A 26,386-nucleotide genomic window follows, 5' to 3' on the forward strand; every position below is an offset into this window, starting at 1 on the left:
AATGACGATCAATCCTGGAACTCGTGTTTTCGGGAGACGGACGATGACCGACTTCAATGGCAAATTCTTCTGGTACGAATTGATGACCAGCGATCCCAAGGCGGCGCTGGCCTTTTATGGCGATGTCGTCGGCTGGACGGCAGAGCCGTTTGGCGGCGACCTGCCCGACGGCCCTTATCAGGTGATTTCCGGCAGCGCCGGGCCGCTGGGCGGGGTGATGGCGATCCCGGCCGAGGCGAAGGATTGCGGCATGACGCCCTGGTGGGGCGGCTATGTCGGGTCGGCCGATGTCGATGCCGATGCCGAACGGCTGAGCGCGGCCGGCGGCAGCGTGAAGCGGCCGCCCGAGGATATTCCGGGCGTCGGCCGCTTTGCGGTGATGGCCGATCCAGGCGGCGCGGTGTTCATGCTGCTCAAGGGATCGAGCCCCGAGGGGATGGATGCGCCGCCGCCGATGGCGCCGGGCCATGTCGGCTGGCACGAGCTATATGCCGGCGATTTCGACAAGGATCTGGCCTTCTATACCGGGCAGCTCGGCTGGTCGAAGGGCGAGGCCATGGATATGGGCGAGATGGGCAGTTACCAGCTTGTCTCGCAGACCGGCTCGACGGACTTTGACGGCATGACCGGCGGCATCATGCCGGTGCCGCCGATGATGCCGGTGCCGCTATGGCTGTTCTACTTCACCGTCGGCGACATCGATGCGGCGGTCGAGCGGGTGACGGCCGGTGGCGGCACGGTGCTGCAGGGGCCGATGGAGGTGCCGGGTGGCGCCTGGATCATCCAGGCGACCGATCCGCAGGGCGCGATGTTCGCGCTGGTCGGCAGCAAGGGAGAGGGGTGATGGACAAGATTTCCCCTTGCCTGTGGTTCGACGGCCAGGCCGAGGAGGCGGCGCATTATTATGCGTCGGTGTTCGGCGGGTCGGTCGACCATGTGAGCTATTATCCCGAGGTCAATCCCTCGCCTTCGCCGCTGCCGGGCGGGAGCGTGCTGCTGGTCGAGTTCAGCCTGTTCGGGCAAAGCTATCAGGCGTTGAACGGCGGGCCGCAATTCAGCTTCGACGAGGCGATATCGCTGTCGGTGGCATGCGCGGACCAGGCCGAACTGGACGGCTATTTCGATCGACTGACCGGCGATGGCGGCACGGCCGGGCCGTGCGGCTGGGTAACCGACAAATATGGCCTCTCCTGGCAGTTGGTGACGCGCCAGATCATGGACAATTATCATAGCGGCGACCGCGCCGGCATTGCCCGGATGATGCAGGCGATGATGACGATGCAGAAGCTGGACAGCGGCGCGATGCACGCGGCGTTCCTGGGAGAGGCGGCATGAGCGGGGCGGAGCATGAGCTGTCGGTCACCTGCCTGATCGAGGCGCCGCGCGAGATTTGCTGGAAGGTGTGGACCGACCTGAAGGATGAATGGTTCTGTCCCAGGCCCTGGCGGGCCGAGGTGATCGAGGAGGATATGCGCCCCGGCGGCCGCAGCGCGGTGCAGATGTTCGGGCCGGATGGCGAGGAAACCGGGCCGATGGAGGGCATTTTCCTGGAGGTGGTGCCGGGTGCGCGGATCGTCACCACCGACGCCTATGCCGCCGGCTGGATCCCGCAGAGCCCGTTCATGACCGCGATCTGGGACTTTGCGGCGGAGGGCGATGGCACCCGCTTCACCGCGACCGCGCGCCACTGGGACGCGGAGGCGAAGGCGCGGCATGAGGAAATGGGCTTCCATCCCGGCTGGGACGAGATGATGGCCCAGTTCAAGGCGCTGTGCGAGACGTCGGCCGCGAGCGCCTGAGCGGATCGCCGACGGGCTGGTCGGGCACCAATATTTCCGCCGGGTCCATTTTCGACATGGCGATGGCGGCGCGCATGAAGAGCAGGGCGGGGCGCAGCGATGTGTCGCCGCCTTCCTGCACCAGTTCCCGCAGCGCGCGGACGAACAGGTCGGCCCAGCGTTCGATATCCACGCCCTGGCCACGCAGGATCAGCGCGGTGGCGCTCCAGTGCCGCTGGAGCAAGCCGATCATGTCGGCATAGTCGCGGGAGTCACCGACACAGGCATCGGTCATTTCGCGGAAGATCGGGCCGAGCAGCAGTTGCGGCTTGCCATCGCCCACGCCCGCCCAGAGCGAGCCGGGATATTCGGCGAGTAGGCCATTCAGGGCATCGCCGAAATAGCGCAGCCGCCCGTCATGGGTCGCGACCTCGATCAGCGGGGCGGCGGTGCCTTCCTGCTCGGCGCGATGGCGCAGCAGCATCTGGCAGGCGAAACCGGCCAGGGCGCCCAGCGTCTCTTCGGCCGAACGGGTGCGCGGCGGACGGACCCGGTCGAGCAGGCGACGGGCAAGCGCCTCGTCCGGATCGAGCAGGGCGGGGATGCCCTGTCGCGCGCGATCGACGCGCTGCAGGCCGCGCGTTGCGTGGCGGACCCAGAGGAAGAAGCTGATGCTGAACAGCGCGAAGCTGGCCGCCATGGCGCCGAGCAGCGGCAGCGCATGGGCGTTGCGGACAGGCGGCAGGAACAGCGCGAACAGGCAGAATATCGGCAGCAGGGCGAGCGGCAGCAGGCGCGCGACGCCGCGACGCAGGCGCTGCGCGGTGGACATGTCGGGGATGGCATATTGGCCGCCGATCAGGCCGAACGGCATGAACAGCGGGCGGCCGTCCGCACCATGGCCAAAGGCGCTGTCGATGAAGCTGGTCGTGAGGCGGCGCATGGCAAGGGTCCGGCAGGAAGGAATGCGGGCGCGCCGCGGCGACAGCCTGACGGGAAAGCTGTTACCGGAATATGAGGGAATGGACTGAAGGGGGTGTTTACCCTTCCGCGCGATGTCGCGATTTCAATTAAACGCTATTCTTTGCTTGTGCGCCGCTGGGGCAAATTCGGACGGTCTGCAAACGACCAGTTTTAGACGTTTATCTCACCAACGGTCCTGCCCGATTGCGGACATCCGGTTATCGATGCAAAGTGCATCGATGCAATATTCATCTCTTGTCGCGTTTCTTTCTGGATCCCTATCTGCCCACGCGTTGGCGGAAGAAATCGCAGATGAGGTGGCTAAGTTTTACGCTGATCTCCGGGAAACCAAGCATTGCTTCATCGCGATTTCAGATGGGCCAAATTTTGTCATGGACAAGGCTGCTGCTCGCCTGTTGCTCCACGCGGTAGCTGCCGGCCAATTGCCTGCTGAAACAGCGGTGTATGTTGCCGATTGCATCGTAGCAAGCGACGATATTGAGTTTGCTGATGAAGCGACACGAGACGCGGTATTTTTCATCGAAGATGATAGCGGTCTCTTTATAGAAGGCCGCAGCGAAATATGGACACAATCAGAAATCTTACAGGCTTTGGCTATGCTCAATTGAATGTCTGATTCTAGGGAATATTGAGCGAAAACCCGACTGACTGCTACCCACCCCTTTCCGTCATTCCCGCGCAGGCGGGAATCCATCTCCTGATCTTGCATCTGGTCCGACGCTGGGGAGATGGATCCCCGCCTGCGCGGGGATGACCCTATGAAACAGGTGGCCAGCTTCCCACCCATCCTCGCCATTCGGCGGGCGTCGGGCTTGTCTGCGCGCGGCTTAGCGTGGTTTCGCGGTTTCGACGGCATAGATGGCGGGGCTGCCGGCGACATTGCTGCGATAGACCAGCCATTTGCCGTCGGGCGTGAAATGCTGGTTGGGTTCGAGCGTATAGTCATGGCTTGCGAGATCGACGAGCCGTTCCGTCTCCAGCGTGCCGGTGGCGATCAGCGTGTCGCCGCCGAGCGTGTTGCGGGCGCGGGGATTGTCGTCGGGGCGGGGGTGAAAGAGGCTGATATATTTGCCGTCATTGGCGCCGTCGCCCGAGAAGCTGCGGCCGTCGGGCGATGAGGCGAAATGATAGGAGCCCTGGCCCGGACGGATCGCATACCAGCGGCGCGCGCCACTGGCGACGTCATGGCCGGCGAGCCAGCGCATCCCCTGTGGCATGATGAGGTCATACCAGATGGTGCGGCCGTCGGGCGCCCAATATTCATGGCCGGCAATCTCGCCCTGCAGGATGCGCTGATGCACCTTGGTCCTGGCGCTGCCGTCGGTGCGGATGGTCCAGATGCGGTCGACCTGCTGCCAGGGGCCTTCATGGCAATACATGAGCAGATGAGGATCGGTCGGCGAGAATTGGACATGGTTGAGCCAGTCCTTCGACGCGGTGATGCGGCGCTGCTGGCCGGTGGCGATGTCGATCGCGAAGATTTCCATCGGCACGCCGGCGGCGAGCCGGGCCTCCATCCATTTTTCCTTGGCGGCGGCGAAGGAGAGGGGGCGGCCCTGATCGTCGGTGCCGCTATAGCTGGGCGAGCCGGTTTTCGGATCGCGCTTGCCCTGGGCGGCGATGGCGGGCGGCGGCGGGGCGAGTTCGCGATGACCGGCGAGCAGCGTGTCGTCGGCATTGATGGATTCGATGCGGCCGCCGGGCATTGCCGCGATACGGCGGCGCTTGCCGCTGTCGAGATCGACCGACCAGACGATGAAGGACGGCTCGCCCTCGCTGCTGCCGGTCGGGTTGGTGGTATAATAAGCGACATTGGCGCGGTGGCCGACGAACAGCAGCCGGTCGACCTTTTCCTTCAGCACCAGCCGGGTGGTCCAGTCGCTGGTGTTGGCGACGCGAATCCCCTCCGGCGTCAGATAGACCATGCGCTTTCCGTCGGGGGTGAAGGGATTATAGTTGAAATAGAGGCCGTAATTGCCCGGCCGGTCATCGACGCGGACGATGCGGTGGCCGGTGGTAGGGTCGGTCCAGCTGGCGGGCGCGGGTGCTTGCGCTGCGACGAGCAGGGGGAGGGCCAGCCCGATCATTGCCTGCCTCAACCGCATCCCATCCTCCCAGTTCAAGTTCAATTTGCGGGATTGGATACCGCATATCGGGAATTTGGCAAGGCGGCTGTGATGCGGGCGCGGCGCGTGCTTGCAGGGCCAAGTCTTTGACAGAGGAGGGCAATAAGGCGCGGGCTTCTGAAATATTCGTGAAATGACGGGGCAAAATCGGGTGGCCACAGACGGGGCGGAGATTTTCCACCCACATGAAAGGCCATGACATGACTTATCCCTCGCTCCTGACCCTGGGCGCCGCCGCGCTGATGGCGACGCTCGGCGCGCCGGCCATGGCGCAGGCGCCGCATCATGGCGCGAGCCAGCCGGTGAGCAGCAAGGCGCCGGCCAAGAAGCCTGCTCCGACCAAGGCCCAGCCGACCAAGGCCCAGGGTCGTTCGACCGGCGCGGCGCATCAGAAGGCCTGCCGCAATCGCTACAAGAGCTATGACGCCAGGCTGGACAGCTATCTCTATCGCGGCAAGCGGGTGCGCTGCACGCTCTGATCGCGATCGACGCGGGGCGGTGCCGGGGGACGGCGCCGCCCCGTTCCTGTTTTCATGAAGAAGGACGAGGCGCGATGCGCAAGATGATGATCGGGGCGGCGCTGCTGCTCTGTTCGGCGCCGTTGCTGGCCCAGGGGGGCATGGGTGGCGGCATGGGCGGCGGCGGCGGCCCTCCCGGTGGCGGCGAAGGCCGGCCGCAAAAGCCGCGCGAGATGAAGCCGATCAAGCGCAGCCAGATCGACAGGATCGTGACCGCCATGTTTGCCGAAGCCGACAGCAATCGCGACGGCATGGTGACGATCGACGAATTGCGGCTGGTGGTGCAGGCGCGGCGCGAAGCGATCATCCGCACGCGTTTCGATGCGATCGACAGCAATCATGACGGCACGCTGAGCCTGGCCGAGTTTCAGGCGTGGCAGAGCAGCATGGGATCGGTCGCGCTGTCGGAAACGGGCGCGATGGGCGATCAGGGCGGGCCGGTGGCCGAGGCGATCATGCCCAAGCTGGGCGACGACCCCGAGGACGCGATACTGGGCCGGCTGATCGAACCGCTCAATGCCAGCGCGATCGCGCAGGCCAACAGCAATTATGATGCCGGCGCCTCGCTGGAGGAAGTGCTGGCGTTCGAACATGCCCGCTTCGATGCGGCGGACGCCGATCATGACGGCGTGCTGTCGGCCGAGGAGATGCGCAGCCTGATGCCGCGGCGTGGCCCCGGTGGAGGCCCCGGCGGCCCTGGTGGCCCCGGTGGACCGGGCGGCGCGGGCGGACCGCCGCCGCGCAACTGACGGGATTGATGCCGATGCCTTGCCTATCCTTGTCCTGCCGTCGGGCGGGCGGCGCCCTGCTGCTCGCCGGATGCAGCCTGTTTGCCCTATCGACGCCCGCTGCGGCGCAGAGCGTGGCGAGCGACGATATCGTCGTCACCGGACAGGCGCCGCCGGGCGCGGTGATCGGCGACATTCCCGCGCAGAACCAGCTCGGCCGTGCCGACATCGATGCCTATGGCGTCGGCACGGTCAGCGAATTGCTGGACGAGATCGCGTCGCAGACCAGCAGCAATCAGGGGCGCAGCGATGACGGCCCGGTGGTGCTGGTCAACGGCAAGCGGATTTCGGGCGTCAACGAGGTCAGCGATCTGCCGACCGAGGCGATATTGCGGCTCGACATCCTGCCCGAGGAGGTCGCGCTCAAATATGGCTATGATGCGCAGCGCAAGGTGGTGAACATCATCCTGCACCGCCGCTTCCGGTCGCAGGTCGCCAATGCGGGCGGCGGGATCGCGACGGCGGGGCAGGGCGAAAATCTGGCCGGCGATGTCGGCTATACCCGGATTCGCGACAATGACCGGGTGAGTGTGACGGCGCGGGCCAAATCCTCCGCCTCGCTGCTGGAAAGCGAGCGGGACGTGATCGTCGATCCGGAGGCGGCGGGCGATCCGACCGGGCGGGTCAGTGACGACCGCGCCTATCGCACTCTGTCGCCTGCCACCCGCAGCTATATGCTGAACACCACGGTCGCGCATCAGTTGAGCGAGACGGCGAACCTGTCCTGGAATGGGCGGGCGGACTACAAGACCAGCAAGGCGCTGAATGGCCTGCCCACCGGCAGCCTGACCGACGGTGACGAGACGGTCGATCGCATCCTGTCGCTCGATCCGCTGCATCAGGACACGCGCGCGCTGACGCTGAGCAGCGGCGTCAGCCTGAATATCGACCTGTCCAAGACCTGGCGCATGTCGGTGATCGGCAGCTACAGCCATAGCGACAGCCGGACCGACAGCGATCGCGGCTATGATCTGGACGATGTGCAGGCGGCGCTGGACGCGGGCGATGTGGCGGCCGATGGCGTGCTGCCCACAAGCCTGCTGGGGGCCATGGGCACGCAGAAGGCGCGTGCGTTGCAGAACACGGGCAGCGCCAGCCTGCTGGTCAATGGCAAGCTGTTCAAGCTGCCGGCCGGCCATGTCGGCATGAACCTGCGCCTGAGCGGCGACACGAGCAGCCTGCGATCGTCCAGCACGCTGGATGGGGTGATGTCGCAGCGGACCGCGAGCCGCACCAATGGCGGCGCGCAGATCAGTTTCGACCTGCCGATCGCCAGCCGGCGCAATGGCTTCCTGCCGGTGCTGGGGACGCTGACCGCCAATATGAACGCGTCGGTGACGCAGGTATCCGACTATGGCACGCTCGGCACGCTGGGCTATGTCCTCAGCTGGACGCCACGCACCGGCATCACCATCATCGCGGCGGTCAATAATGACCGGACCGCGCCGACGCTGGACCAGCGCAACAGCCCGACCATCACGACCAGCAATGTGCGCGTCTATGACTATGTGCGCGGGCAGAGCGTGACGGTGACGCAGGTGAGCGGCGGCAATCCGGCGCTGACCGCCGACAATCGCCACCAGTTCAAGCTGGGCGCGACGGTGAAGCCGCTCACCAAGGTCAACCTGACCCTGTCCGCCAATTATGTGAGCAGCGAGACGCGCGACGCGATCATCAGCCTGACCGGCGTATCCTCTGCATTGGAGGCGGCCTTCCCCGATCGCTACAGCCGCGACGAGGAAGGGATGCTGACGCGGATCGACACGCGCTCCGTCAATGTCGCGCGCGAGGAAGTGAAGCAGCTGCGCTGGGGCCTCAATTTCACGCAGCTATTGCGCAAGCCCAAGCGACCCGAGCCGCCGGCCGGCTTCGTGCCGCCATGGCGGCGGGCGGCGGCGCAGGGCGATGAGGCGCAGATGGCGGCGCCAAAGGCAGAGGGTGACGATGCGCAGCCCGCAGAGGGCGCGCCCGGCGGTGGTCCCGATGCCGAGCAGGATGCGATCCTGGTCGACGGCCACCGGCCCGATGATGCGACGCCGATGGGGCCGCCCGGCGGCTTTGGCGGGCCGGATGGCTTCGGCCCGCCGCCTGGCCCTCCGCCCGATGGCATGGGGCCGCCCGATGGTCCGCCGCCCGGCGGTGGACCTGGTGGTCCCGGTGGCCCCGGCGGGCCAGGTGGACGGGGCGGCTTCGGCCCGCCCGGTGGCGGTCCGTTCGGCGGCGGCAGCGACAATGGCGCGCGGCTGCAACTCTCGCTCTATCACAGCATCATGCTGCGCGACGCGGTGCTGCTGAGCGAGGGCGGGCCATGGGTCGATTTGCTGAATGGGGGCACGCTGGGCGGCAGTCCGCAGCCGCGCCACAAGGTGCAGCTGAGCAGTGGCTTGATCGACAATGGCGTCGGCATCCGGCTGGACGGCAACTGGCAGAGCGCGTCGCATGTGACCGGCGACCAGACAGCGTCGGGTGGCGACCTGCGCTTTGGCGAGCTGGTGACGTTCGACCTGCTGCTGTTTGCCAACATGGCCAACCGGTTCCGCGGACAGGACTGGGCGCGGGGCATGCGGGTGAGCTTCACCGTCGGCAATCTGCTGAACCGGCGGCAGAGCGTGACCGATGGCACGGGCGCGACGCCGGTCGCCTATCAGCCCGCCTATCTCGATCCCGAGGGGCGGACGCTGATGCTGTCGGTGCGGAAGATATTCTGAATTGGGAAGGGGCGCCTGCTGAATCGGCGTCCCTTCAACCTGATTGAAAATCGGTCATAAAATGCGCATCTGGCGCGGATGAGCAAAATCTCTTTCCTTGCCCGGATGGTGGCGCCGATCGGCGTCCTGCTGGGGACCCCCGCCGCTGCGCAGGAGGCGCCGGACTTTTTCGGCGCGGCGCTGTGCCAGCCGCCTTATTCGACCGACAGCGCGACCGCCCTGTATGAAGCCGCCGAAAAGGTCGCCAAAGCAGATACATCGATGCTGGGGGCGGCGATCTATACGCTGCCGGCGCCGATCGAGCGGGACGGCTTTGTGGCGCGGGCGGTGGTCTTCGCCGGCATGTCGGTCGGCGTGTTGCTGGATGGAGAGGTCGCAGAGGCCGCGGCGGCCCGTTATGGGCTTGCCAGGGAAAAGAGCCGCCTGTTCGGCGCGTCGAGCCTGGGCTTTGCGCGGCAACTGGACGATGCGGCGCAGGACATGCGCGAGATGGGGCTGATTTCCGTCGTTGCGCGGCAGGGGCCTGCCCTGGCGGGGCGGACATTGCTGACCTGTGAGTTCGTGTCGCATGAGGATCGCAAGGCGCTGGACAGTCAGGAAGGCGATGCGCCCTGATATGAAAAGGGGCGCCCGGTTGTCCGGACGCCCCTCCTTCGTGACGGCTTTGCTATGGGATGCCGTGGTTCAGGCCTTGTAGACCTTGTCCACAGCCGCACAGAATTTCGTCATGTCTGCGGCCGAACCGACGGTGACGCGCGAGACATTGGGCCAGATCGGCCAGTTGCGGCCGATCTGCACCTTTTCCGGCGAGGCGAGCAGGGCGGCCTGCATTTCCTTGGCCGGCTTGTTCCAGTTGACCATGAACATGTTGGCCTGGCTGCCGGGCTGGACTTCGATGCCCTTCTTGGTGAGCCAGGCGATGGTCTGGTCGCGGGCGGCGATCATCTCGTCGCGGCGCGCCTTGATGAGCGCGGCTTCGGGATAGACGGCGTTGCCGCAGGCCATGGCGGTGATCGACAGGCCGCCGGCCGACGGACCGAACAGCATCAGGCGCTTCTGCACTTCGGGATCGGCGAAGGTGAGGCCGAGGCGGATGCCGGCCATGCCGAACAGCTTCGAGAAGGTCCGCATGACGATGATGTCCTTGCGGTTGCCGATCAGCGAAGCGGCGCTGGGTGCGTCCGAGAAGTGGATATAGGCTTCGTCTACCAGCAGCATGGAATCGGCCGGCTTGTTGTCGAGCAGCCACTTGATGTCGGCGATCGGCGTGATCGTGCCGGTCGGGTTGTTGGGCGTGCAGATATAGTAGAGGCCGGCGTTCGGGTTGGCGGCCAGCATGGCCTTGACGTCATGGCCCTTGCCGACGGCCTGGGGCGCCATGGCGATCGGCGCCTTGAGATAATCGGCGGTGCGCCAGGCGGATTCGAAGGTCGGGTCGGCGGTGACCAGGCCCTTGGTCGGCGAGCAATAGGCCGCGACGGTCGAGACCAGCGGGCCACCCGAGCCGGGCCACAGCATCACCTGGGCTTCGGGAATTCCCTCCACCTTGGCGATGGTCGAGACCAGGTCGCCACGATAATTGTCGGGATCATACCAGTTGCCGACGGCGCCGGCCTTGGCAATGGCGTCGACGCCCGAGGGGAAGGGGCCGGTCCAGCATTCGTTCGAGCCGATGCGCACCGCGCCCTTGATGCCGCGGGCGGCCTGCTGCTGCGCGAAGGCGGGCGCGGCCAGCATTTCGTGCATCGCGGCGCCGGCGCCGATCAGGGCGGCAACCTTGGCAAGCTGGCGGCGCGAATAGCCGCGCTCGATCAGGTCTTCCCGCGCTTCCTTGTCCAACATCATGGTCATGCCGATTGTCCCCTTGTTTTCCTGCGAAATGCCTTGGATTTCGTCTGGAGAAACGAAGGCGGAAACAATTTCCGCAATGCAAAAGGGGCTGCGGCACGCTTTATTTTGCGCGCCGCAGCCCCTTTTTCGTAAGGTCAGGTCAGATCAGGCTTTCCAGACGGCGTCCACAGCCTTGCAGAAGGCGTCCATCTCGCTGGCCGAGCCGACCGAGATGCGCGAGACATTGGGCCAGATCGGCCAGTTGCGGCCGATCTGCACCTTCTGCGTCAGCAGGGCGGCCTGCATGTCCTTGGCGGGCTTGCCCCAGTCGACCATGAACATGTTCGCCATGCTGCCCGGCAGCACCTTGATCCCCTTCTTGGTCAGATGGGCGATCGCCTTGTCACGGTTGGCCGCCATTTCGGCCTGACGCGCCTTGATGAGATCGGCCTGGGCGACCGAGACGGTGCCGCAGGCAACGGCCGTCATCGGCAGCATGGCGGTGACCTGGCCACCGTCATAGCGCATCATCTTTTCCATCAGCGAGGGCGCGGCGAAGGTGAGGCCGAGGCGCATGCCGGCCATGCCGAACAGCTTCGAGAAGGTGCGTAGCACCAGCACGTCGTCGCGGGTGGCGGCGAGCTTGGCGGCGCGCGGCGTGTCGGTCCAGTGGATATAGGCTTCGTCGACCACCAGCACCGAATCCTTGGGCTTGTTGGCGGCCAGCCATTCGATGTCGCCGATCGGCGTGATCGTGCCGGTCGGGTTGTTGGGCGAGCAGATATAATAGACGCCGGCATTGGGATCGGCCGCCAGCATCGCCTTCACGTCATGGGCATTGTCCTTGGTCAGCGGCACCTTCGTCACCTTGGCGCCGAGCCAGGCGCCGGTGCGCCAGATCGCTTCATAGGTCGGGTCGGCGGTGACGATGCCCTTGGTCGGCGAGGCGAAGGCGACGGCGACGCGGCTCAGCGGATCGGACGAGCCGGGCCAGGCGACGATGCGGTCGGCCGGAATGCCCTCCACCTGCGCGACGGCGGCGAACAGCTTTTCATGCTCATTGTCGGGTTCGTAGCGATTGCCTTCGGTCACCAGCTTGAAGGCGGCTTCGGCGGCGACCGGGAAGGGGCCGGTCCAGCATTCGTTGGCGCCGATGCGGACCGCGCCTTCGACCGGCTTGGCGGCCTGCTGGGCGGCGGCACCGACGGTGCGCATCGCGACGGCGCCGGCGCCGAGCAGCGCGGTCACCTTGGCCAGCTGGCGGCGCGAATAGCCGCGGTCCAGAAGCTCCTGTTCAAACTCCGTTGGCGTGGTCGTTTCCATGGTCCCTGACTCCCAGACATGCTTGATGCTGCCTTTGTGGCGTTAGACGAATGTACAGCATGTATCCGCCACGCAAATGAGGAAGATGACCTAGCTTATCAGCGATGCGCAACAATCGTGCTTTTCTGCGGGGTTCATGAACATATCGCGAGGAAAGCGCTTGGAAAGAAAGCCATGCATCTGTTAGCGATTTGCCATGCCCAGTACGCCCGCCGCCGCCGCCCGCCAGATCCTCGTCCGCCTGCAGGAGGTGATGGCGGCGCGCACCAGCGCGCAGGCCAAGCTGAACAAGGTGGTGGAGATCATCGGCGAATCGCTGTCGAGCGAGGTCTGCTCCATCTATCTGGTGCGCGAGGGCGTGCTGGAACTGTTCGCGACCCGCGGCCTGAAGCAGGAAGCGGTGCATGTCACCCGCATGGCCAAGGGCGAGGGGCTGGTCGGCCTGATCGCCACCAATGTCGAGCCGCTGAACCTGGACGAGGCCGCCGCCCATCCCGACTTTTCCTATCGCCCGGAAACCGGCGAGGAGCTGTTCCACAGCTTTGCCGGCGTGCCGATCGTGCGGCGCGAGCGCGCGCTGGGCGTGCTGTGCGTGCAGCATGTCGAGCCGCGCAAATATGAAGAGGTCGAGATCGAGGCGTTGCAGACGGTCGCCATGGTGCTGTCCGAGCTGATCGCCAATGCCGAGCTGGCCGATGACGGTCCGACCGATGCGCGGGTGCAGGAAACCGGATCGAACATCATGACCGGCCTGCAACTGGTGATGGGCATGGCGCGGGGCCATGTCGTCTTCCACCAGCCGCGCGTCCATATCGAGCATACCGTCGCCGAGGATACGGAAGCGGAACGGCAGCGGGTCATTTCCGCCTTTGCCAAGATGCGCGAACAGATCGACCGGATGACCGGCACGGCCGATTTCGGGACCGAGGGCGAGCATCAGGAGGTGCTCGAAACCTACAAGATGTTCGCCTATGACGAGGGCTGGATCCGCCGCATCAACGAGGCGATCGACAGCGGCCTGACCGCCGAGGCGGCGATCGAGCGGGTGCAGCAGCGCACCCGGATGCGGATGCGCCAGATCGACGATCCGCTGCTGCAGGACCGGATGCACGATCTGGAGGACATGGCCAACCGGTTGCTGCGCATCGTGTCCGGGCAATTGGGGACGGCGGCGCAACTGGGGCTGCGGCAGGACGCCATCCTGATCGCGCGCAACCTGGGGCCGGCGGAGCTGCTGGAATATGACCGGCGGCGGCTGAAGGGCGTGATCCTGGAGGAAGGGTCGCTGACCGCCCATGTCACCATCGTCGCCCGCGCCATGGGCGTGCCGGTGCTGGGCCGGGTGCGCGACATTCGCCACCGGGTCAATGAAGGTGACCTGATCCTGATGGATGTCGCCGAAAATGCGCTGCTGATCCGGCCGACGCCCGACATGGAGGAGGCGTTCGAGACCAAGCTGCACATCACCCAGAAGCGGCGGGCGGAATTTGCCGCGCTGCGCGACCTGCCGTCGGTGACGCAGGATGGGGCGCGGATCGAGCTGATGGTCAATGCCGGCCTGCGCGAGGATGCGCAGGCGCTGGACATGGTCGGCGCCGACGGCATCGGCCTGTTCCGCACCGAATTCCAGTTCCTGGTGTCGGCGACGCTGCCGCAGCGCGAGAAGCAGCAACGGCTCTACAAGGATGTGCTGGACGCGGCCGGCGACCGGCCCGTCATCTTCCGCACCGTCGACATCGGCGGTGACAAGGCGCTGCCCTATATGACGCGCGAGGATGACGAGCATGAGGATAATCCGGCCATGGGCTGGCGCGCGATCCGGCTGGCGCTGGACCGCGACGGCCTGATGAAGGCGCAGGCGCGCGCCTTGCTGGAGGCAAGCGCGGGCAAGGTGCTGAACATCATGTTCCCGATGGTGTCGGAACCCTGGGAGTTCGAGGAGGCGCGCACGCTGGTCGAGCATCAGCGGCAATGGCTGATCGGGCAGAAGAAGAAGCTGCCGGTGGCGGTGCGCTATGGCGCGATGCTGGAGGTGCCGGCGCTGGCCGAGGTGCTGGACCTGCTGTTGCCGCAGCTCGATTTCCTGTCGATCGGCACCAACGACCTGACCCAGTTCCTGTTCGCCGCCGACCGCGCCCATCCCAAGCTGGCGGAGCGCTATGACTGGCTGAGCCTGGCGATCCTGCGTTTCCTGGATCGGGTGGTGCGGATCTGCGATATCTACAAGGTGCCGGTCGGGGTCTGTGGCGAAATGGGCGGGCGCACGCTGGAGGCGATGGCGCTGATTGGCCTGGGCGTGCGGCGGCTGTCGATCACGCCGGCGTCGGTCGGGCCGGTCAAGGCGATGATCCGCGCGATCGACGCGGCCGAATTGCAGGCGTTGATGCGCGATCTGCTGGACAGCGGGGCGAGTGATCTGCGCGCGCAACTGACCAGCTGGGCCGAGCAGCGGAACATCGAGCTGGCCTGAAAAGACACCGCCCCGGCGTTGACAAGCGCCGTCCCGCAATGAGACAAGGCCGCCAATCAAGGTCGCGGAGCAGCATGGCAGACGAACCCGAATTCGAACCCGTCGCGGACGACGCGACGGCAGCGCAGCCCAGTACCCCCGGCGCCAAATTGCGCGCCGCGCGCGAGGCGCAGGGGCTGTCGGTGCAGGACATCGCCACCCGGACCCGCATCGCCCAGCGGCAGCTGGAGGCGATCGAGCGGGACGATTATGGCGCCTTGCCGGGCATTCCCTATGCGGTGGGTTTCGCCCGCGCCTATGCCCGCGCGATCGACCTGGACGAGGTGGCGATCGCCGCCGACGTGCGCAATGCCGTGCATAATTCCGACATGGGGGCGACCCGCTACGAAGCGTTCGAGCCGGCCGACCCGGCGCGGGTGCCGTCGCGCACCCTGGCCTGGACCGCGGCGGTGATCGGCATCATCGTGATTGCCGGCTTCACCATCTGGCGCACCCAGTTGCTGACCCCGCCGACCGGCGAGGAAATCGCCGAGCAGCAGGCGGAAAAGCCCGCCGCCGCGCCCAAGGCCGGCGTGCAGGCGCCGATCGCGGCGCCCGTCACCGGGCCGGTGGTGTTCACCGCCAATGACGATGTGTGGATGCGCATCGTCGACGAGGCGGGCGAGCGGCTGAAGGACGGGCTGCTGAAGAAGGGCGAGAGCTTCACCTTGCCGGCCGGCGCGCGCAATCCGACGATCCTGACCGGTCGCCCGCAGGCGCTGGACGTGACCGTGGGTGGCAAGGCGATCCCGCCGCTGGGCGCGGCCGACCGCACCATCGCCGACGTTCCGGTCAGTGCCGAGGCGCTGCTGGCACGGGCGGCTGCGCCGGCAGGGGCTCCGGCGGGCGCTCCGGCACCGGCCGGCCAGCCGTCGCGCGCGCCAACGACGCCCGCGGGCGGGCAGGGGAGCGTGCCGACGCCGGCTGCGCCACCGCCGCCGACCGCCGCGCCGCAGCCCAGCGCGGGCAACTAATCCGTCCCATAGCCGGACAGGTACGAGCGGGCCGCGCTTTGTTGCGTGGCGCGTCCGCCTATGGTTAAAGGCGGAAAGATTTAGTCGGGGATCATCATGCGTTACGCCTTTCTCGCCACCACCGCCATCGCGCTGGCGGCCCCGCTGCTGTCGGCCGTGCCGGCCGCTGCCCAGCAGAATCCCACGGTCGAACTGCGGGTCGACCGGCTGGAAAAGGAAATGCGGGCGGTGCAGCGCAAGGTGTTCCCTGCCGGCACGCCGGTAGAGGCGGAAATCACCCGACCCCAGACGCCGACCATCGCGCCGGGCAGCCCGACGTCGAGCCCGGTGGCCGACCTGACCGCGCGGGTGGGGGCGCTGGAATCGCAGCTCGCCTCGATCACCGGCCAGGTCGAGGAAAACAGCTACAAGCTCAAGCAGTTGGAAGAGGCGTTCAACCGCTACAAGGCGGAAGCCGAAGCGCGGGCTGCAACGCCGGTCGAAGCCGGCCCGCCGGTGATGCGCCCGACGGTCGCGACCGATGCGCCCGCGCCCAAGCCGGCTGCTGCCAAGCCGACGACCCCGCCCGCAAAGTCCGCCGCCGCGCCGGTGGCCAGCGATGCGCGCAAGACGGCGGTGGCGGCGATCGAGAAGCCGGATACAGGCGATGCGGCGGGCGATGCCTATAGCTATGGCTTCCGCCTGTGGGACGCGAAATTCTATCCCGAGGCGCAGGCCCAGCTCAAGGCGACGGTCGACAAATATGGCGACGGGTCGGTCGGCAGCCGCGCCGCCAACCTGCTGGGCCGCGCCTATCTGGACGATGGCAAGCCGGCGCTGGCGTCGGTCGCCTTCTACGAAAATTACCAGAAGCGCCCGCGTGGCGAGCGCGCCCCCGACAGCCTGGCCTATCTGGGCGAGGCGCTGATCCAGCTGAAGAAGCCTGCAGATGCCTGCAAGGTCTATGCGGAGCTGGAACAGGTCTATGGTTCGACCCTGTCGAGCGGCCTGCGCGGCATGATGGACAAGGGCCGGACCAAGGCCAAGTGCAGCGTTTGAGCCGATAGACGTGCCGGAGCTGGCACCTTCCCATCGCCCCGATGCGCTGCGGCTGGCCGTGCGCGCGCTGGTGGACGGGGAGGAGACGGCCCGGTTTGGCATTGCGGTGTCGGGCGGGCCGGACAGCATGGCGCTGCTGGACCTGGCGGTGCAGGCCTGGCCCGGCCGGGTGGCGGCGGCGACGCTGGATCATGGATTGCGGGCTGAATCCGCGGCCGAGGCGGCGATGGTTGCGCGCTGGTGTGCGGAGCGGCGCGTCCCCCATGCGACGCTGGCGCCGGAGACTGCGGTGTCCGGCAATATCCAGGATTGGGCGCGGCGACAGCGTTATGCCCAGCTGGAGGCGTGGCGGGCCGGCGCTGGGCTGGACTGGATATTGACCGCCCATCATGCCGACGACCAGCTGGAAACCCTGCTGATGCGGCTCAACCGGGGATCGGGGGTCGGCGGCCTGGCCGGGGTGCGGGCGCGGGCCGGCCGGGTGCTGCGGCCGTTGCTGACGGTGCGCAAGGCGCAGTTGCAGGCCCATGCCGACCAGGCCGGGCTACCCTATGTGCTGGACCCGTCCAATGCCGATCCGCGCTTCGACCGGGCGGCGCTGCGCAAGCGGCTGGATGGCGTCGACTGGATCGATGCCGAGGCGGCGGCGCGCAGCGCGGCGGCGCTGGCGGAGGCAGAGGCGGCGCTGCAATGGACGGTGGCGGGGTTGGCGGCCACGCATATCCATCCGTCGACCGACGCCTGGGTGCTGGACCGCACCGACCTGCCGCGCGAGCTTTTGCGCCGCCTGCTGATCGAGATGCTCTGTTCCGCCGACCCGGAGATCGTGCTGCCGCGCGGCGAGGCGCTGGACCGGGCGATTGCCGCGGCGCGGGCGGGGCGGCAGGCGAGTCTGGGCGACTGGCTGCTGCGCGGTGGCGCGGTCTGGACCCTGTCACCGGCACCCCCGCGACGCTAAGATTTCGGAAAAGTTCCACCGTCCGACGCAAGGCGCCAACGGCCGGTCGCTTTTGGGCGGCATGCTGACCGGTTCTTAACCCATGGGCCGTTAACCACATGGCATGACCAATAGCGGGATTTGTTCGGAATGATGGAATTTGCGGCGCTGACCTATGGCTTGCTGGTCAGCGTGATCCTCTCGGCCGTGAAGCGGAACCGGAAGCTGAACAAGGCGCATCCGCCGCTGCTTCTCTATATGGGCTATCTGCTGTGCGGCCTGTCCGCCGGCTTGGCGCTGGTGCTGGCCTATGTCGCGCTGTTCCAGCTGACCGGTAACTGATCGCCCAGATATCGACAGGGCCGGAAATCCGCAGCGGACAGCGCGTCCAGCTTGCGCTTTGCCGGCCACACCCTATCTTGCGGGGTGAAAGAGAGTGATGATGAACGACGAAAAAGACCCACAGGGTAATCCCTGGATCAAGAGTGCGATGATTTGGGCAGGGGTCATCATCGCCCTGCTCCTGTTCGTTTCGCTGTTCGAGCGCCCGACCACCCAGGCCGGCAGCGCCATCGCCTATTCGGAATTCCGCGCCAAGGTGCAGGAAGGCCAGGTCAAGGATGTGGCGATCGCGCCCGACCGGATCACCGGCACCCTGTCGAGTGGCCAGGGTTTCAGCACGGTCCCGGTCAATGATCCCAAGCTGACCGACCTGCTGGACGATTATAACGTCAAATATTCGGGCCAGGCCGAACAGCAGCCCAGCTTCTGGCAGATCATGCTGTACCAGTCGCTGCCGTTCCTGCTGATCCTGGGAATCGCCTTCTTCGTGCTGCGCCAGATGCAGAAGGGCGGCGGCGCCGGTGGCGCGATGGGCTTTGGCAAGTCCAAGGCCAAGCTGCTGACCGAAAAGCATGGCAAGGTGACGTTCGATGACGTCGCCGGCATCGACGAAGCCCGCGAGGAACTGCAGGAAATCGTCGAGTTCCTGAAGGACCCGAGCAAGTTCGCACGTCTTGGCGGCAAGGTCCCCAAGGGCGCGCTGCTGGTCGGTTCGCCCGGCACCGGCAAGACGCTGCTGGCCCGCGCGATTGCGGGTGAGGCGGGCGTGCCCTTCTTCACCATTTCGGGTTCCGACTTTGTCGAGATGTTCGTCGGCGTCGGCGCGAGCCGCGTGCGCGACATGTTCGAACAGGCCAAGAAGAACGCGCCGTGCATCGTCTTCATCGACGAAATCGACGCGGTCGGTCGCCATCGCGGCGCAGGCCTGGGCAATGGCAATGACGAACGCGAGCAGACGCTGAACCAGCTGCTGGTCGAAATGGACGGCTTCGAGGCGAATGAGGGCATCATCATCGTCGCGGCGACCAACCGCCCCGACGTGCTGGACCCCGCGCTGCTGCGTCCGGGCCGTTTCGACCGTCAGGTCGTGGTGCCCCGTCCCGACATCGAAGGCCGCGAGAAGATTCTGGCCGTCCACATGAAGAAGGTACCGCTGGCGCCCGACGTCAACCCGCGCACCATCGCGCGCGGCACGCCGGGCTTCTCGGGCGCTGACCTTGCCAACCTGGTCAACGAAGCCGCCCTGATGGCAGCCCGTCGCGGCAAGCGCCTGGTCGCCATGGACGAGTTCGAGGCGGCCAAGGACAAGGTCATGATGGGCAGCGAACGCCGCTCCATGGTCATGACCGACGACGAGAAGAAGATGACCGCCTATCATGAGGCGGGCCATGCCATCGTCGCGGTCCATGAGCCGGCGTCCGACCCGATCCACAAGGCGACGATCATCCCGCGCGGTCGCGCGCTGGGCATGGTGATGCGCCTACCGGAACGGGACAGCTACAGCTATCATCGTGACAAGATGCACGCGAACATGGCCGTGGCCATGGGCGGCCGGGTCGCCGAGGAAATCATCTTCGGCTATGACAAGGTGTCGTCGGGTGCGTCGGGCGATATCCAATATGCCACCAAGCTGGCGCGCGACATGGTCACCCAGTGGGGCATGTCCGACAAGCTGGGCCCGCTGCAATATGAAGAGCAGCAGGGCGAGACCTTCCTCGGCTATTCGCAGAGCCAGCGCGTCCATATGTCGGACGAGACGGCGAAGCTGATCGACAAGGAAATCCGTGGTCTGGTGGAGCAGGGCTATGCCCGTGCGCAGGAACTGCTGAAGGGCCATGAGGACCAGTTGCACCTGCTGGCCAACGCCATGCTGGAATATGAGACGCTCTCCGGCGAGGAGATCAAGGCGCTGCTGGAAAAGGGCGAGATCACCCGCGACGACGGCACGACGATCAAGCCGTCGGTGATCCCGGCGGCGGGGTCGTCCATCCCCAAGACGCGCAAGCGCAAGGGGCCGTTCGGCGATCCGACCCCCGCTGGCGCGTAATCGCCGAGCAGGCAGTGGAATGAAAAAGGGGCGCGGCCATGATGGTCGCGTCCCTTTTTCGTTTCCGGTATTTTTGCGTTTCGGACCATTGCGTTGCGTGCGCGAGCGGACCAGAAGCGGGGCCGGACACCATCAATGTTGGGGAAATATCTTGGCCCATTCCCGCCGTGACGCGATGTTTCTGGGACTGGCTTCGACGGCGGGGCTGGCGATGCCGGGGCTGGGCGAGGCGAGGGTGTCGGATAGCTGTGCCTCTGCGCCGGCCTGGCGCCATGGCGCCGAGGGCGAGCGGCTGGCGGACCTTGGCAATGGCCGCTTTCTGAACCCGGTGCTGTCGGGGGATCGGCCCGATCCCAACATATTGAAGGATGGCGACGACTATTGGGCGACCTTTTCGTCCTTCGACTATTTCCCGGCGGTCGTGATCTGGCATTCGCGCGATCTGGTGAACTGGCGGCCGGTGGGACCGGCGCTGACCGCGCCGCTGGGTTCGGTCTGGGCGCTGGACATCGCCAAGCATGAAGGCCGCTATTTCATCTATATTCCGGTGTTCAATCCGACCGATCCCAGCTTTTCGGCGGGGCCGGCCATCCCCTGCAAGATTTTCGTCGTCCATGCCGACCGGATGGAAGGGCCATGGAGCGCCCCCGTCGACATGGACATCAAGGGCTATATCGACCCCGGCCATGCGGTGGGCGAGGACGGTAAACGCTATCTGTTCCTGAATGGCGGTGCGCGGGTGCGGATCAGCGATGACGGGCTGCGCCGGGACGGGCCGATCGAGCAGGTCTATGACGGGTGGCCGATCCCGGAGGACTGGATCATCGAGGCGCTCGCGCTGGAAGGCCCCAAGGTGCTGCGCCGGGATGGCTGGTTCTACCTGTTTTCCGGGCAGGGCGGGACGGCCGGGCCGCCGACCAGCCATATGGTGATCGTCGCCCGGTCCCGATCGATCAACGGACCGTGGGAAAATTGTCCACATAACCCGATCGTGCGGACGGCGCGGGCGGGCGAACCCTGGTGGTCGCGTGGCCATGGCACGGCGGTGGAAGGGCCGGCGGGCGATTGGTGGCTCGCCTATCATGGCTATGAAAATGGCTATCGCACGCTGGGACGGCAGATGCTGCTGGAGCCGTTCGTCTGGGACGCGGATGGCTGGCCGCGCATGACCGGTGGCGATCTGTCAGCGGCGCTGCCCATGCCGGCGGCCAGGCGCGCGGGCGGATCGGAGCTTGCGCTGTCCGGCCCGTTCAAGCCGAGCGACATGGGGAGCCGGCTGGCCTTTTTTGCGCCGCAGAAGGATTATCTCGATCGTGCCGCTTTCAGGGATGGTGCGCTGGTGCTGAAGGCGCAGGGCAAGGGGCCGGCGGAGTCATCGCCATTGGCCTTCATCGCCGGGGATCGTTCCTATGAGGTGAGCGTCGATGTCGAACTGGAGGGCGGCGCTCAGGCGGGTCTGCTGCTCTTCTACAATCCCCAATATTTTGTCGGCCTGGGGTCGGACGTGGGCGCGCTGCACAATTACAAGGTCGGGCGCGAGCAGGGCTATCCGCCGCCCGGACCGGCGGAAGGTGGCCGTTTTTCGCTGCGGGTCGTGAATGACGACAATGTCGCGAGCTTCCATATTCGCCGCGCCGGCAAGGCATGGCGCAAGATCATTTCCTATGAAGTGTCGAGCTATCATCATAATCTGGCGGATGGCTTCCTGAGCCTGCGCCCGGCGCTGTTCGTATCGGGAGCCGGGCAGGCGCGCTTTTCCAATCTGCTCTATCGCGGGCGGGGCGGCGAGGGGGCGTAGCGACTGGTTGAACGCCAAGATCGGGATTGCAAGAAAGGCGGCAAGAAAATCCCCAAGGGGTCTGGCCGTTTTGCGGGTTAATGGTTACATGGGCCGCCACGAATCCCCAGCGGTCCGGTTCCCCTCCGCCCGACCCGCGCAGCAGAAAGTGGCTTTCACATGGACATCCGCCTTGGCCTCACCTTTGACGACGTGCTGTTGCAGCCCGCCGAATCCGATGTGCTGCCCAGCCAGGCGGACACGTCCACCCATGTGACCAAGGCGATCAAGCTGAACATTCCGATCCTGTCGTCGGCGATGGACACGGTGACCGAAGCCGACATGGCGATCGTCATGGCGCAGCTGGGCGGCATCGGCGTGCTGCACCGTAACCTGACGGTCGAGGAACAGGCCGATGCGGTCCGCGCGGTCAAGCGCTTCGAGAGCGGCATGGTCGTCAATCCCATCACCATCCTGCCGACCGCCACGCTGGCCGACGCGCAGATGCTGATGCAGCGCCACAGGATCAGCGGCATTCCGGTCGTCGAGGCGAACGGCAAGCTGGTCGGCATCCTGACCCATCGCGATACCCGCTTTGCCGAGAATCCCGGCCAGCCGGTCAGCGAGCTGATGACCAAGGACAATCTGGCGACGGTCAAGGCCGGTGTCGGCCAGGATGAGGCGATGCGCCTGCTGCATGCCCGCCGGATCGAGAAGCTGCTGGTGGTGGACGATAATTATCACTGCGTGGGCCTGATCACGGTCAAGGATATCGAGAAGGCCGTGACCTATCCGCAGGCGACCAAGGATGCGTCGGGCCGGCTGCGCGTCGCCGCGGCATCGACCGTGGGCGACAAGGGGCTGGAGCGCAGCAAGGCGCTGATCGACGCGGAGTGCGACCTGATCGTCATCGACACCGCCCATGGCCACAGCAAGCAGGTCGCGGTCGCGGTGGAAGCGGTCAAGAAGCTGTCCAACCATGTCCAGGTCGTGGCCGGCAATGTCGCCACCGCCGAAGCGACCAAGGCGCTGATCGACGCCGGCGCGGACTGCGTGAAGGTCGGCATCGGCCCCGGCTCCATCTGCACCACCCGCGTCGTCGCCGGCGTGGGCGTGCCGCAGCTGACCGCCGTCATGGATTCGGCCAATGAAGCGCACAAGCATGGCGTGCCGGTGATCGCCGATGGCGGCCTGCGCACGTCGGGTGACGTCGCCAAGGCCCTGGCGGCGGGCGCGGGCTGCGTCATGGTCGGGTCGCTGCTGGCCGGCACGGCCGAAGCGCCGGGCGAAACCTTCCTGTATCAGGGCCGCGCCTATAAGAGCTATCGCGGCATGGGCAGCGTCGGCGCGATGGCGCGCGGCAGCGCCGACCGCTATTTCCAGGCCGACATCAAGGACCAGATGAAGCTGGTGCCCGAGGGTATCGAAGGCCAGGTGCCGTTCAAGGGCCCGGCCAAGGATGTCATCCACCAGCTGGTCGGCGGCGTGAAGGCGGCGATGGGCTATACCGGCAGCCGCACGATCAAGGATCTGCAGGAACGCGCCCGCTTCGTCCAGATCACCAATGCCGGCCTGTCGGAAAGCCATGTCCACGACGTGACCATCACGCGTGAGGCCCCCAACTATCCGACGCGCTAAGGAGCAGGCGGGATGACGCCTGCGGCGCGAGTGCAGGCGGCGATCGACCTGCTGGACGCGATCATCGCCGCCGCCCGTGATGGCGGGCCGGCGGCGGACACGCTGATCGCGCGCTATTTCAAGGAACGGCGCTATGCCGGGTCGCGCGATCGCCGCGCGGTGCGCGACCATGTCTATGATGCGATCCGCCGCGTCGCCGATCGGCCCGAGACTGGCCGCGCGGCGATGATCGGCCTGGTCGAGGCCCAACCGGAGCTGGCCGCGCTGTTCGACGGATCGGCCCATGCGCCGCTGCCGATCGAACCGGGCGAAGCAGGCGCGGCGGCTGGCGCAGTGCCGGGCTGGTTGCAGCCCTTGCTGGCCGCGCCGGTGGAGCAGGATGCGTTGCTGGGTCGCGCGCCGGTGGACCTGCGCGTCAACCGGCTGAAGGCGACGCCCGCGCAAGTTGCGCCCGAATTGCCCGACGCGACGCCGATCGCCGGCTTGGCTGACGCGCTGCGCCTGCCCGAAGGCTATCCGGTCGAGCAGAGCGAAGCGTGGAAGCGCGGTGCGGTCGAGGTGCAGGATGCCGGCAGCCAGCTGATTTCCGCGGCATGCGGGGCACAGGCCGGCCAGACGGTGATCGACCTGTGCGCAGGGGCGGGCGGCAAGACGCTGGCGCTGGCTGTGGCGATGGGCGGCAAGGGCCGGCTGATCGCCGCCGATACGATCCGCAACCGGATCGACCGGCTGGCGCCGCGCGCCGAACGGGCGGGTGTGACCTGTATCGAGAGGCTGCTGCTGGACCAGGGGCATGAGGCGCGCGCGCTGGCGCCGCTGGCGGGGCAGGCGGATGTCGTGCTGGTCGACGCACCCTGTTCGGGCACGGGCACCTGGCGCCGCAATCCCGAGGCGCGCTGGCGCCTGACCCAGGCGCGGCTCGACCGGCTGGTGTCGGAACAGGCCCGGATCCTGGATTTCGCTGCGCCCTTGCTGGCGCCCGGCGGCCTGCTGGTCTATGCTACCTGCGCATTGACCGACAGAGAGGGGCGGGATCAGGTGGATGCGTTTCTGGCGCGTCAGGCCGGCTGGAGTGCCGAGCCGATCGACGCGGATATGGGCCGCGCCCATGGCCATGGGCTGCTGCTGACGCCCGGTCATGACGGCACCGATGGCTTCTACTTCGCCCGGCTGCGGAGGACCGCCTGAAACAGGCCATGGACAAGCGCGCGCAAAATAGCGACACTTGCCCTTCGGTCTGCGGGCCTGAGTCAATGCCTGAAACATGGCTGGAGATTTTGATGCGTTTCACCCCGGCCTCGATTGCCCTTGCCGTCCTTCTGACCACCGTTTCCAGCGTGGGCCTGACCCAGCGCCCCGATACCCAGATCGAACCGCGGTCGATCGAATGGCAGAAGGCGGGCGAGGCGGCGCGCAAGGCGGGCAATCTGACCGGTGCCACCGACGCGCTGGAAAGTGCGCTGGCGGTCGATCCGCGCAACCGTGCGGCCTATATCGAACTGGCCGAAGTGGCGCGCGCGCAGGGACTGCAGGGCAAGGCCATCCGCCTCTACAAGGAAGCGTTGCTGCTCGACCCGACCGACGTGACCGCGATCGCCGGCCAGGGCGAGGCGATGGTCGAGAAGGGCGCGATCGCCAAGGCCAAGGAAAATCTCGCTCAGGCGCAGAATCTGTGCAAGGGCAGCTGTCCTGAAGTCGCGCAGCTCAATGCCGCGATCCAGAAAGGACCGCCGGCAGTGGCGATGACCAGCAAGGAAGCGGTGCCGGGCGCTAAGGCCAACAGCACCGATAATCCGTAATCTATCCGGCTTTCGCCGGTTCGATCGATTTTTCGTAGAAGCGCGTGTCGACCGCCATCCTGGGGAAGGCGGGCGGCAGGTCGTCGGCTTCGACCAGCGCGAAGCCATTCTTCTCGTAGAAGCGGTGCGCCGCCAGGAAACGGGCAGTGGTGCCGAGATAGATTTGGGCGAGGCCGCGGTCGGCCGCCGCGTTGAGCAGATGGTCGAGTAGGGCCTGCGCGACGCCGGCGGCGCGGCCGCGATGGCTGGACGCCACGAACATCTTACGCAGCGCGCCCTGACCCTGGCCGATATCCTTGAGCGCGATCGTGCCGATGATCCGGCCGTCCTCCTCCGCGACCCAGAAGCCGCCGGTGCCGGGCAAATAGAAGCCCGCTATGTCGGTGAGGTCCGGCTGGTCCGCTGCGGTGATGGCGATGCCATATTCGTCGCGCTGGATGCCAAGGATCAGGTCGAGAATGCCCGGCTGGTCGGCGGGGGCGAAGGGGCGGATCAGGGGCAAGGGGTTGGGCTTCCTGGCAGCGGTTCGGAATGATCGATGCGGACGGAAACGAACGACCGCGCCGAAAGCCGCCGGTCAGTTGCTGGCGTTGGCGGCCGGTGCGGGCGTGGCCGTGGCGCTTGTGCCCTCCGGCGTCTGGCCTTCCGGCGTCTGGGCCTTGGGCGCGAAGATACGCAGGCTGTCGAGCAGGGCCTGCGCGATCGGCTGATATTGTTCGCTCAGCATTTCGGGATAGACGAAGGTGGCGGTGACGATCGCGCCGTCAGGCTGTTTCAGCAGGCGCAGCGCGACATTATTGCCTTCGCCGTCATTGGCTGTGCCGCGATATTCATTCTCGCCGATGAAATCGCCATCCACGCCCTCGGCGCCGTCGGACAGTGCCTCGACGATCTGTTGCAGTGTCTGGTCATTGTCATTCTTCTGCCAGAAGACGCGGACGTCGGCCCCTGCGCCGGGATCCTGATAGACGACGCCATCGGCATTGCTGGCTTCGCCATCCTTCATCCAGCCTTCGGGCATGGTGACCGAATAGCCATGGTCGATATTCACATAGTTGCGGCTGTCGCCGGCATCATCCTTTTGCGCATTGGCCAGCGCATTGGCAGCGGCCGCATTGGCGGCGGCGGCCAGTTCCTCCTGGCTCGGCATGTCCGCGACCGGTTCGGCGCGGCCACAGGCGACCAGCAGCAGGAGGGGGGAGCAGGTGGCGAGGAGGGGCGCTTTCATGCCTCGTTCAAAAGCATAGGCGCGGGGATAATTCAACGCCGT

Annotated in this window: 24 protein-coding genes; 18 read left to right on the forward strand and 6 right to left on the reverse strand. The window is 66.4% G+C overall.

All coding sequences use genetic code 11. The features are described 5' to 3' along the window. Positions 1–43: 43 nt before the first annotated feature. Genes BRX37_RS12925 through BRX37_RS12935 form a run of 3 tightly spaced genes read left to right on the forward strand, consistent with a single transcriptional unit; the run spans position 44 to position 1,799 of the window. Positions 44–844 (forward strand): VOC family protein, encoded by an 801-nt coding sequence (locus BRX37_RS12925; RefSeq protein WP_125987440.1) that lies wholly within the window; start codon positions 44–46, stop codon positions 842–844. Further along, complete coding sequence (locus tag BRX37_RS12930; RefSeq protein ID WP_048937684.1) at positions 844–1,335, forward strand: VOC family protein; 492 nt, start codon at positions 844–846, stop codon at positions 1,333–1,335. Before BRX37_RS12925 ends, BRX37_RS12930 begins: the two co-directional genes overlap by 1 nt. Continuing rightward, positions 1,332–1,799: an SRPBCC domain-containing protein gene (locus BRX37_RS12935; protein WP_125987442.1), complete on the forward strand. Its 468-nt coding sequence runs from the start codon at positions 1,332–1,334 to the stop codon at positions 1,797–1,799. The genes BRX37_RS12930 and BRX37_RS12935 overlap by 4 nt, the downstream gene beginning before the upstream one ends. On the opposite strand, the gene BRX37_RS12940 is transcribed toward BRX37_RS12935, so the two are convergent. Next, entirely contained in the window at positions 1,762–2,721 is a 960-nt protein-coding gene (locus BRX37_RS12940) for a hypothetical protein (protein ID WP_125987444.1), read from the reverse strand. The two genes, BRX37_RS12935 and BRX37_RS12940, sit on opposite strands and share 38 nt — an antisense overlap. A 244-nt stretch (positions 2,722–2,965) precedes the next feature. Here BRX37_RS12940 and BRX37_RS27285 point away from each other — a divergent pair, with 244 nt between their 5' ends. Next, positions 2,966–3,370 carry a hypothetical protein gene (locus tag BRX37_RS27285; protein ID WP_318276678.1) on the forward strand — a complete coding sequence of 135 codons (405 nt, stop codon included), beginning with the start codon at positions 2,966–2,968 and terminating at the stop codon, positions 3,368–3,370. Positions 3,371–3,589: 219 nt separating this feature from the next. Here BRX37_RS27285 and BRX37_RS12950 read toward each other — a convergent pair whose 3' ends face one another. Continuing rightward, complete coding sequence (locus tag BRX37_RS12950; RefSeq protein ID WP_125987446.1) at positions 3,590–4,849, reverse strand: oligogalacturonate lyase family protein; 1,260 nt, start codon at positions 4,847–4,849, stop codon at positions 3,590–3,592. A gap of 239 nt (positions 4,850–5,088) precedes the next feature. Here BRX37_RS12950 and BRX37_RS12955 point away from each other — a divergent pair, with 239 nt between their 5' ends. The 4 genes from BRX37_RS12955 (at position 5,089) to BRX37_RS12970 (ending at position 9,517) form a co-directional block, all read left to right on the forward strand. Continuing rightward, a complete protein-coding gene (locus tag BRX37_RS12955; protein ID WP_318276679.1) occupies positions 5,089–5,367 on the forward strand; it encodes a hypothetical protein in 279 nt (92 codons plus the stop codon). A 74-nt stretch (positions 5,368–5,441) separates the two neighbouring features. Continuing rightward, positions 5,442–6,155 carry an EF-hand domain-containing protein gene (locus BRX37_RS12960; RefSeq protein WP_125987451.1) on the forward strand — a complete coding sequence of 238 codons (714 nt, stop codon included), beginning with the start codon at positions 5,442–5,444 and terminating at the stop codon, positions 6,153–6,155. Between the two features lie 14 nt (positions 6,156–6,169). Continuing rightward, positions 6,170–8,902 (forward strand): TonB-dependent receptor, encoded by a 2,733-nt coding sequence (locus tag BRX37_RS12965; protein ID WP_125987453.1) that lies wholly within the window; start codon positions 6,170–6,172, stop codon positions 8,900–8,902. A gap of 78 nt (positions 8,903–8,980) precedes the next feature. Next, on the forward strand, positions 8,981–9,517 hold the full coding sequence (locus tag BRX37_RS12970) for a hypothetical protein (protein WP_125987455.1): 537 nt from the start codon (positions 8,981–8,983) through the stop codon (positions 9,515–9,517). 69 nt (positions 9,518–9,586) lie between these two features. On the opposite strand, the gene BRX37_RS12975 is transcribed toward BRX37_RS12970, so the two are convergent. Both BRX37_RS12975 and BRX37_RS12980 read right to left on the reverse strand, forming a co-directional pair. After that, positions 9,587–10,753 carry a pyridoxal phosphate-dependent aminotransferase gene (locus tag BRX37_RS12975; RefSeq protein WP_125987457.1) on the reverse strand — a complete coding sequence of 389 codons (1,167 nt, stop codon included), beginning with the start codon at positions 10,751–10,753 and terminating at the stop codon, positions 9,587–9,589. A gap of 144 nt (positions 10,754–10,897) precedes the next feature. Beyond that, the gene (locus BRX37_RS12980; RefSeq protein ID WP_004208021.1) at positions 10,898–12,055 is read right to left on the reverse strand and encodes a pyridoxal phosphate-dependent aminotransferase; all 1,158 of its coding nucleotides are present in this window, start codon (positions 12,053–12,055) and stop codon (positions 10,898–10,900) included. A gap of 196 nt (positions 12,056–12,251) precedes the next feature. Here BRX37_RS12980 and ptsP point away from each other — a divergent pair, with 196 nt between their 5' ends. The 10 genes from ptsP to BRX37_RS13030 all read left to right on the forward strand — a co-directional run bounded on the left by ptsP (position 12,252) and on the right by BRX37_RS13030 (position 25,116). Continuing rightward, positions 12,252–14,525: a phosphoenolpyruvate--protein phosphotransferase gene (gene ptsP / locus BRX37_RS12985; protein WP_125987459.1), complete on the forward strand. Its 2,274-nt coding sequence runs from the start codon at positions 12,252–12,254 to the stop codon at positions 14,523–14,525. 74 nt (positions 14,526–14,599) lie between these two features. Next, positions 14,600–15,538 carry a helix-turn-helix domain-containing protein gene (locus BRX37_RS12990; protein ID WP_125987461.1) on the forward strand — a complete coding sequence of 313 codons (939 nt, stop codon included), beginning with the start codon at positions 14,600–14,602 and terminating at the stop codon, positions 15,536–15,538. Between the two features lie 96 nt (positions 15,539–15,634). After that, positions 15,635–16,576, forward strand: a complete 942-nt coding sequence (locus BRX37_RS12995; protein WP_004208018.1) for a tol-pal system YbgF family protein — start codon at positions 15,635–15,637, stop codon at positions 16,574–16,576. 10 nt (positions 16,577–16,586) lie between these two features. Continuing rightward, positions 16,587–17,534 (forward strand): tRNA lysidine(34) synthetase TilS, encoded by a 948-nt coding sequence (gene tilS / locus BRX37_RS13000; RefSeq protein ID WP_125987463.1) that lies wholly within the window; start codon positions 16,587–16,589, stop codon positions 17,532–17,534. Positions 17,535–17,663: 129 nt separating this feature from the next. After that, a complete protein-coding gene (locus BRX37_RS13005; RefSeq protein ID WP_017502470.1) occupies positions 17,664–17,855 on the forward strand; it encodes a hypothetical protein in 192 nt (63 codons plus the stop codon). 100 nt (positions 17,856–17,955) lie between these two features. Then, a complete protein-coding gene (ftsH, locus tag BRX37_RS13010; RefSeq protein WP_125987546.1) occupies positions 17,956–19,902 on the forward strand; it encodes an ATP-dependent zinc metalloprotease FtsH in 1,947 nt (648 codons plus the stop codon). A gap of 175 nt (positions 19,903–20,077) precedes the next feature. Next, positions 20,078–21,700 carry a family 43 glycosylhydrolase gene (locus tag BRX37_RS13015; RefSeq protein WP_125987548.1) on the forward strand — a complete coding sequence of 541 codons (1,623 nt, stop codon included), beginning with the start codon at positions 20,078–20,080 and terminating at the stop codon, positions 21,698–21,700. A gap of 159 nt (positions 21,701–21,859) precedes the next feature. After that, positions 21,860–23,317 (forward strand): IMP dehydrogenase, encoded by a 1,458-nt coding sequence (guaB, locus tag BRX37_RS13020; protein WP_010336239.1) that lies wholly within the window; start codon positions 21,860–21,862, stop codon positions 23,315–23,317. A 12-nt stretch (positions 23,318–23,329) separates the two neighbouring features. After that, a complete protein-coding gene (locus BRX37_RS13025) occupies positions 23,330–24,505 on the forward strand; it encodes an RsmB/NOP family class I SAM-dependent RNA methyltransferase (RefSeq protein WP_125987465.1) in 1,176 nt (391 codons plus the stop codon). A 92-nt stretch (positions 24,506–24,597) separates the two neighbouring features. Then, on the forward strand, positions 24,598–25,116 hold the full coding sequence (locus tag BRX37_RS13030) for a tetratricopeptide repeat protein (RefSeq protein WP_037517267.1): 519 nt from the start codon (positions 24,598–24,600) through the stop codon (positions 25,114–25,116). Position 25,117: 1 nt separating this feature from the next. Here the strand turns inward: BRX37_RS13030 and BRX37_RS13035 are convergent, their stop codons facing one another. Together BRX37_RS13035 and BRX37_RS13040 are read right to left on the reverse strand one after the other, a co-directional pair. Next, positions 25,118–25,618, reverse strand: coding sequence for a GNAT family N-acetyltransferase (locus BRX37_RS13035; protein ID WP_125987467.1), 501 nt, complete (start codon positions 25,616–25,618; stop codon positions 25,118–25,120). Between the two features lie 75 nt (positions 25,619–25,693). Continuing rightward, a complete protein-coding gene (locus tag BRX37_RS13040; protein WP_125987469.1) occupies positions 25,694–26,344 on the reverse strand; it encodes a hypothetical protein in 651 nt (216 codons plus the stop codon). Positions 26,345–26,386: the final 42 nt, after the last annotated feature.

The organism is Sphingomonas sp. S-NIH.Pt3_0716, from assembly GCF_003950715.1.
Classification (GTDB): domain Bacteria; phylum Pseudomonadota; class Alphaproteobacteria; order Sphingomonadales; family Sphingomonadaceae; genus Sphingobium; species Sphingobium yanoikuyae_A.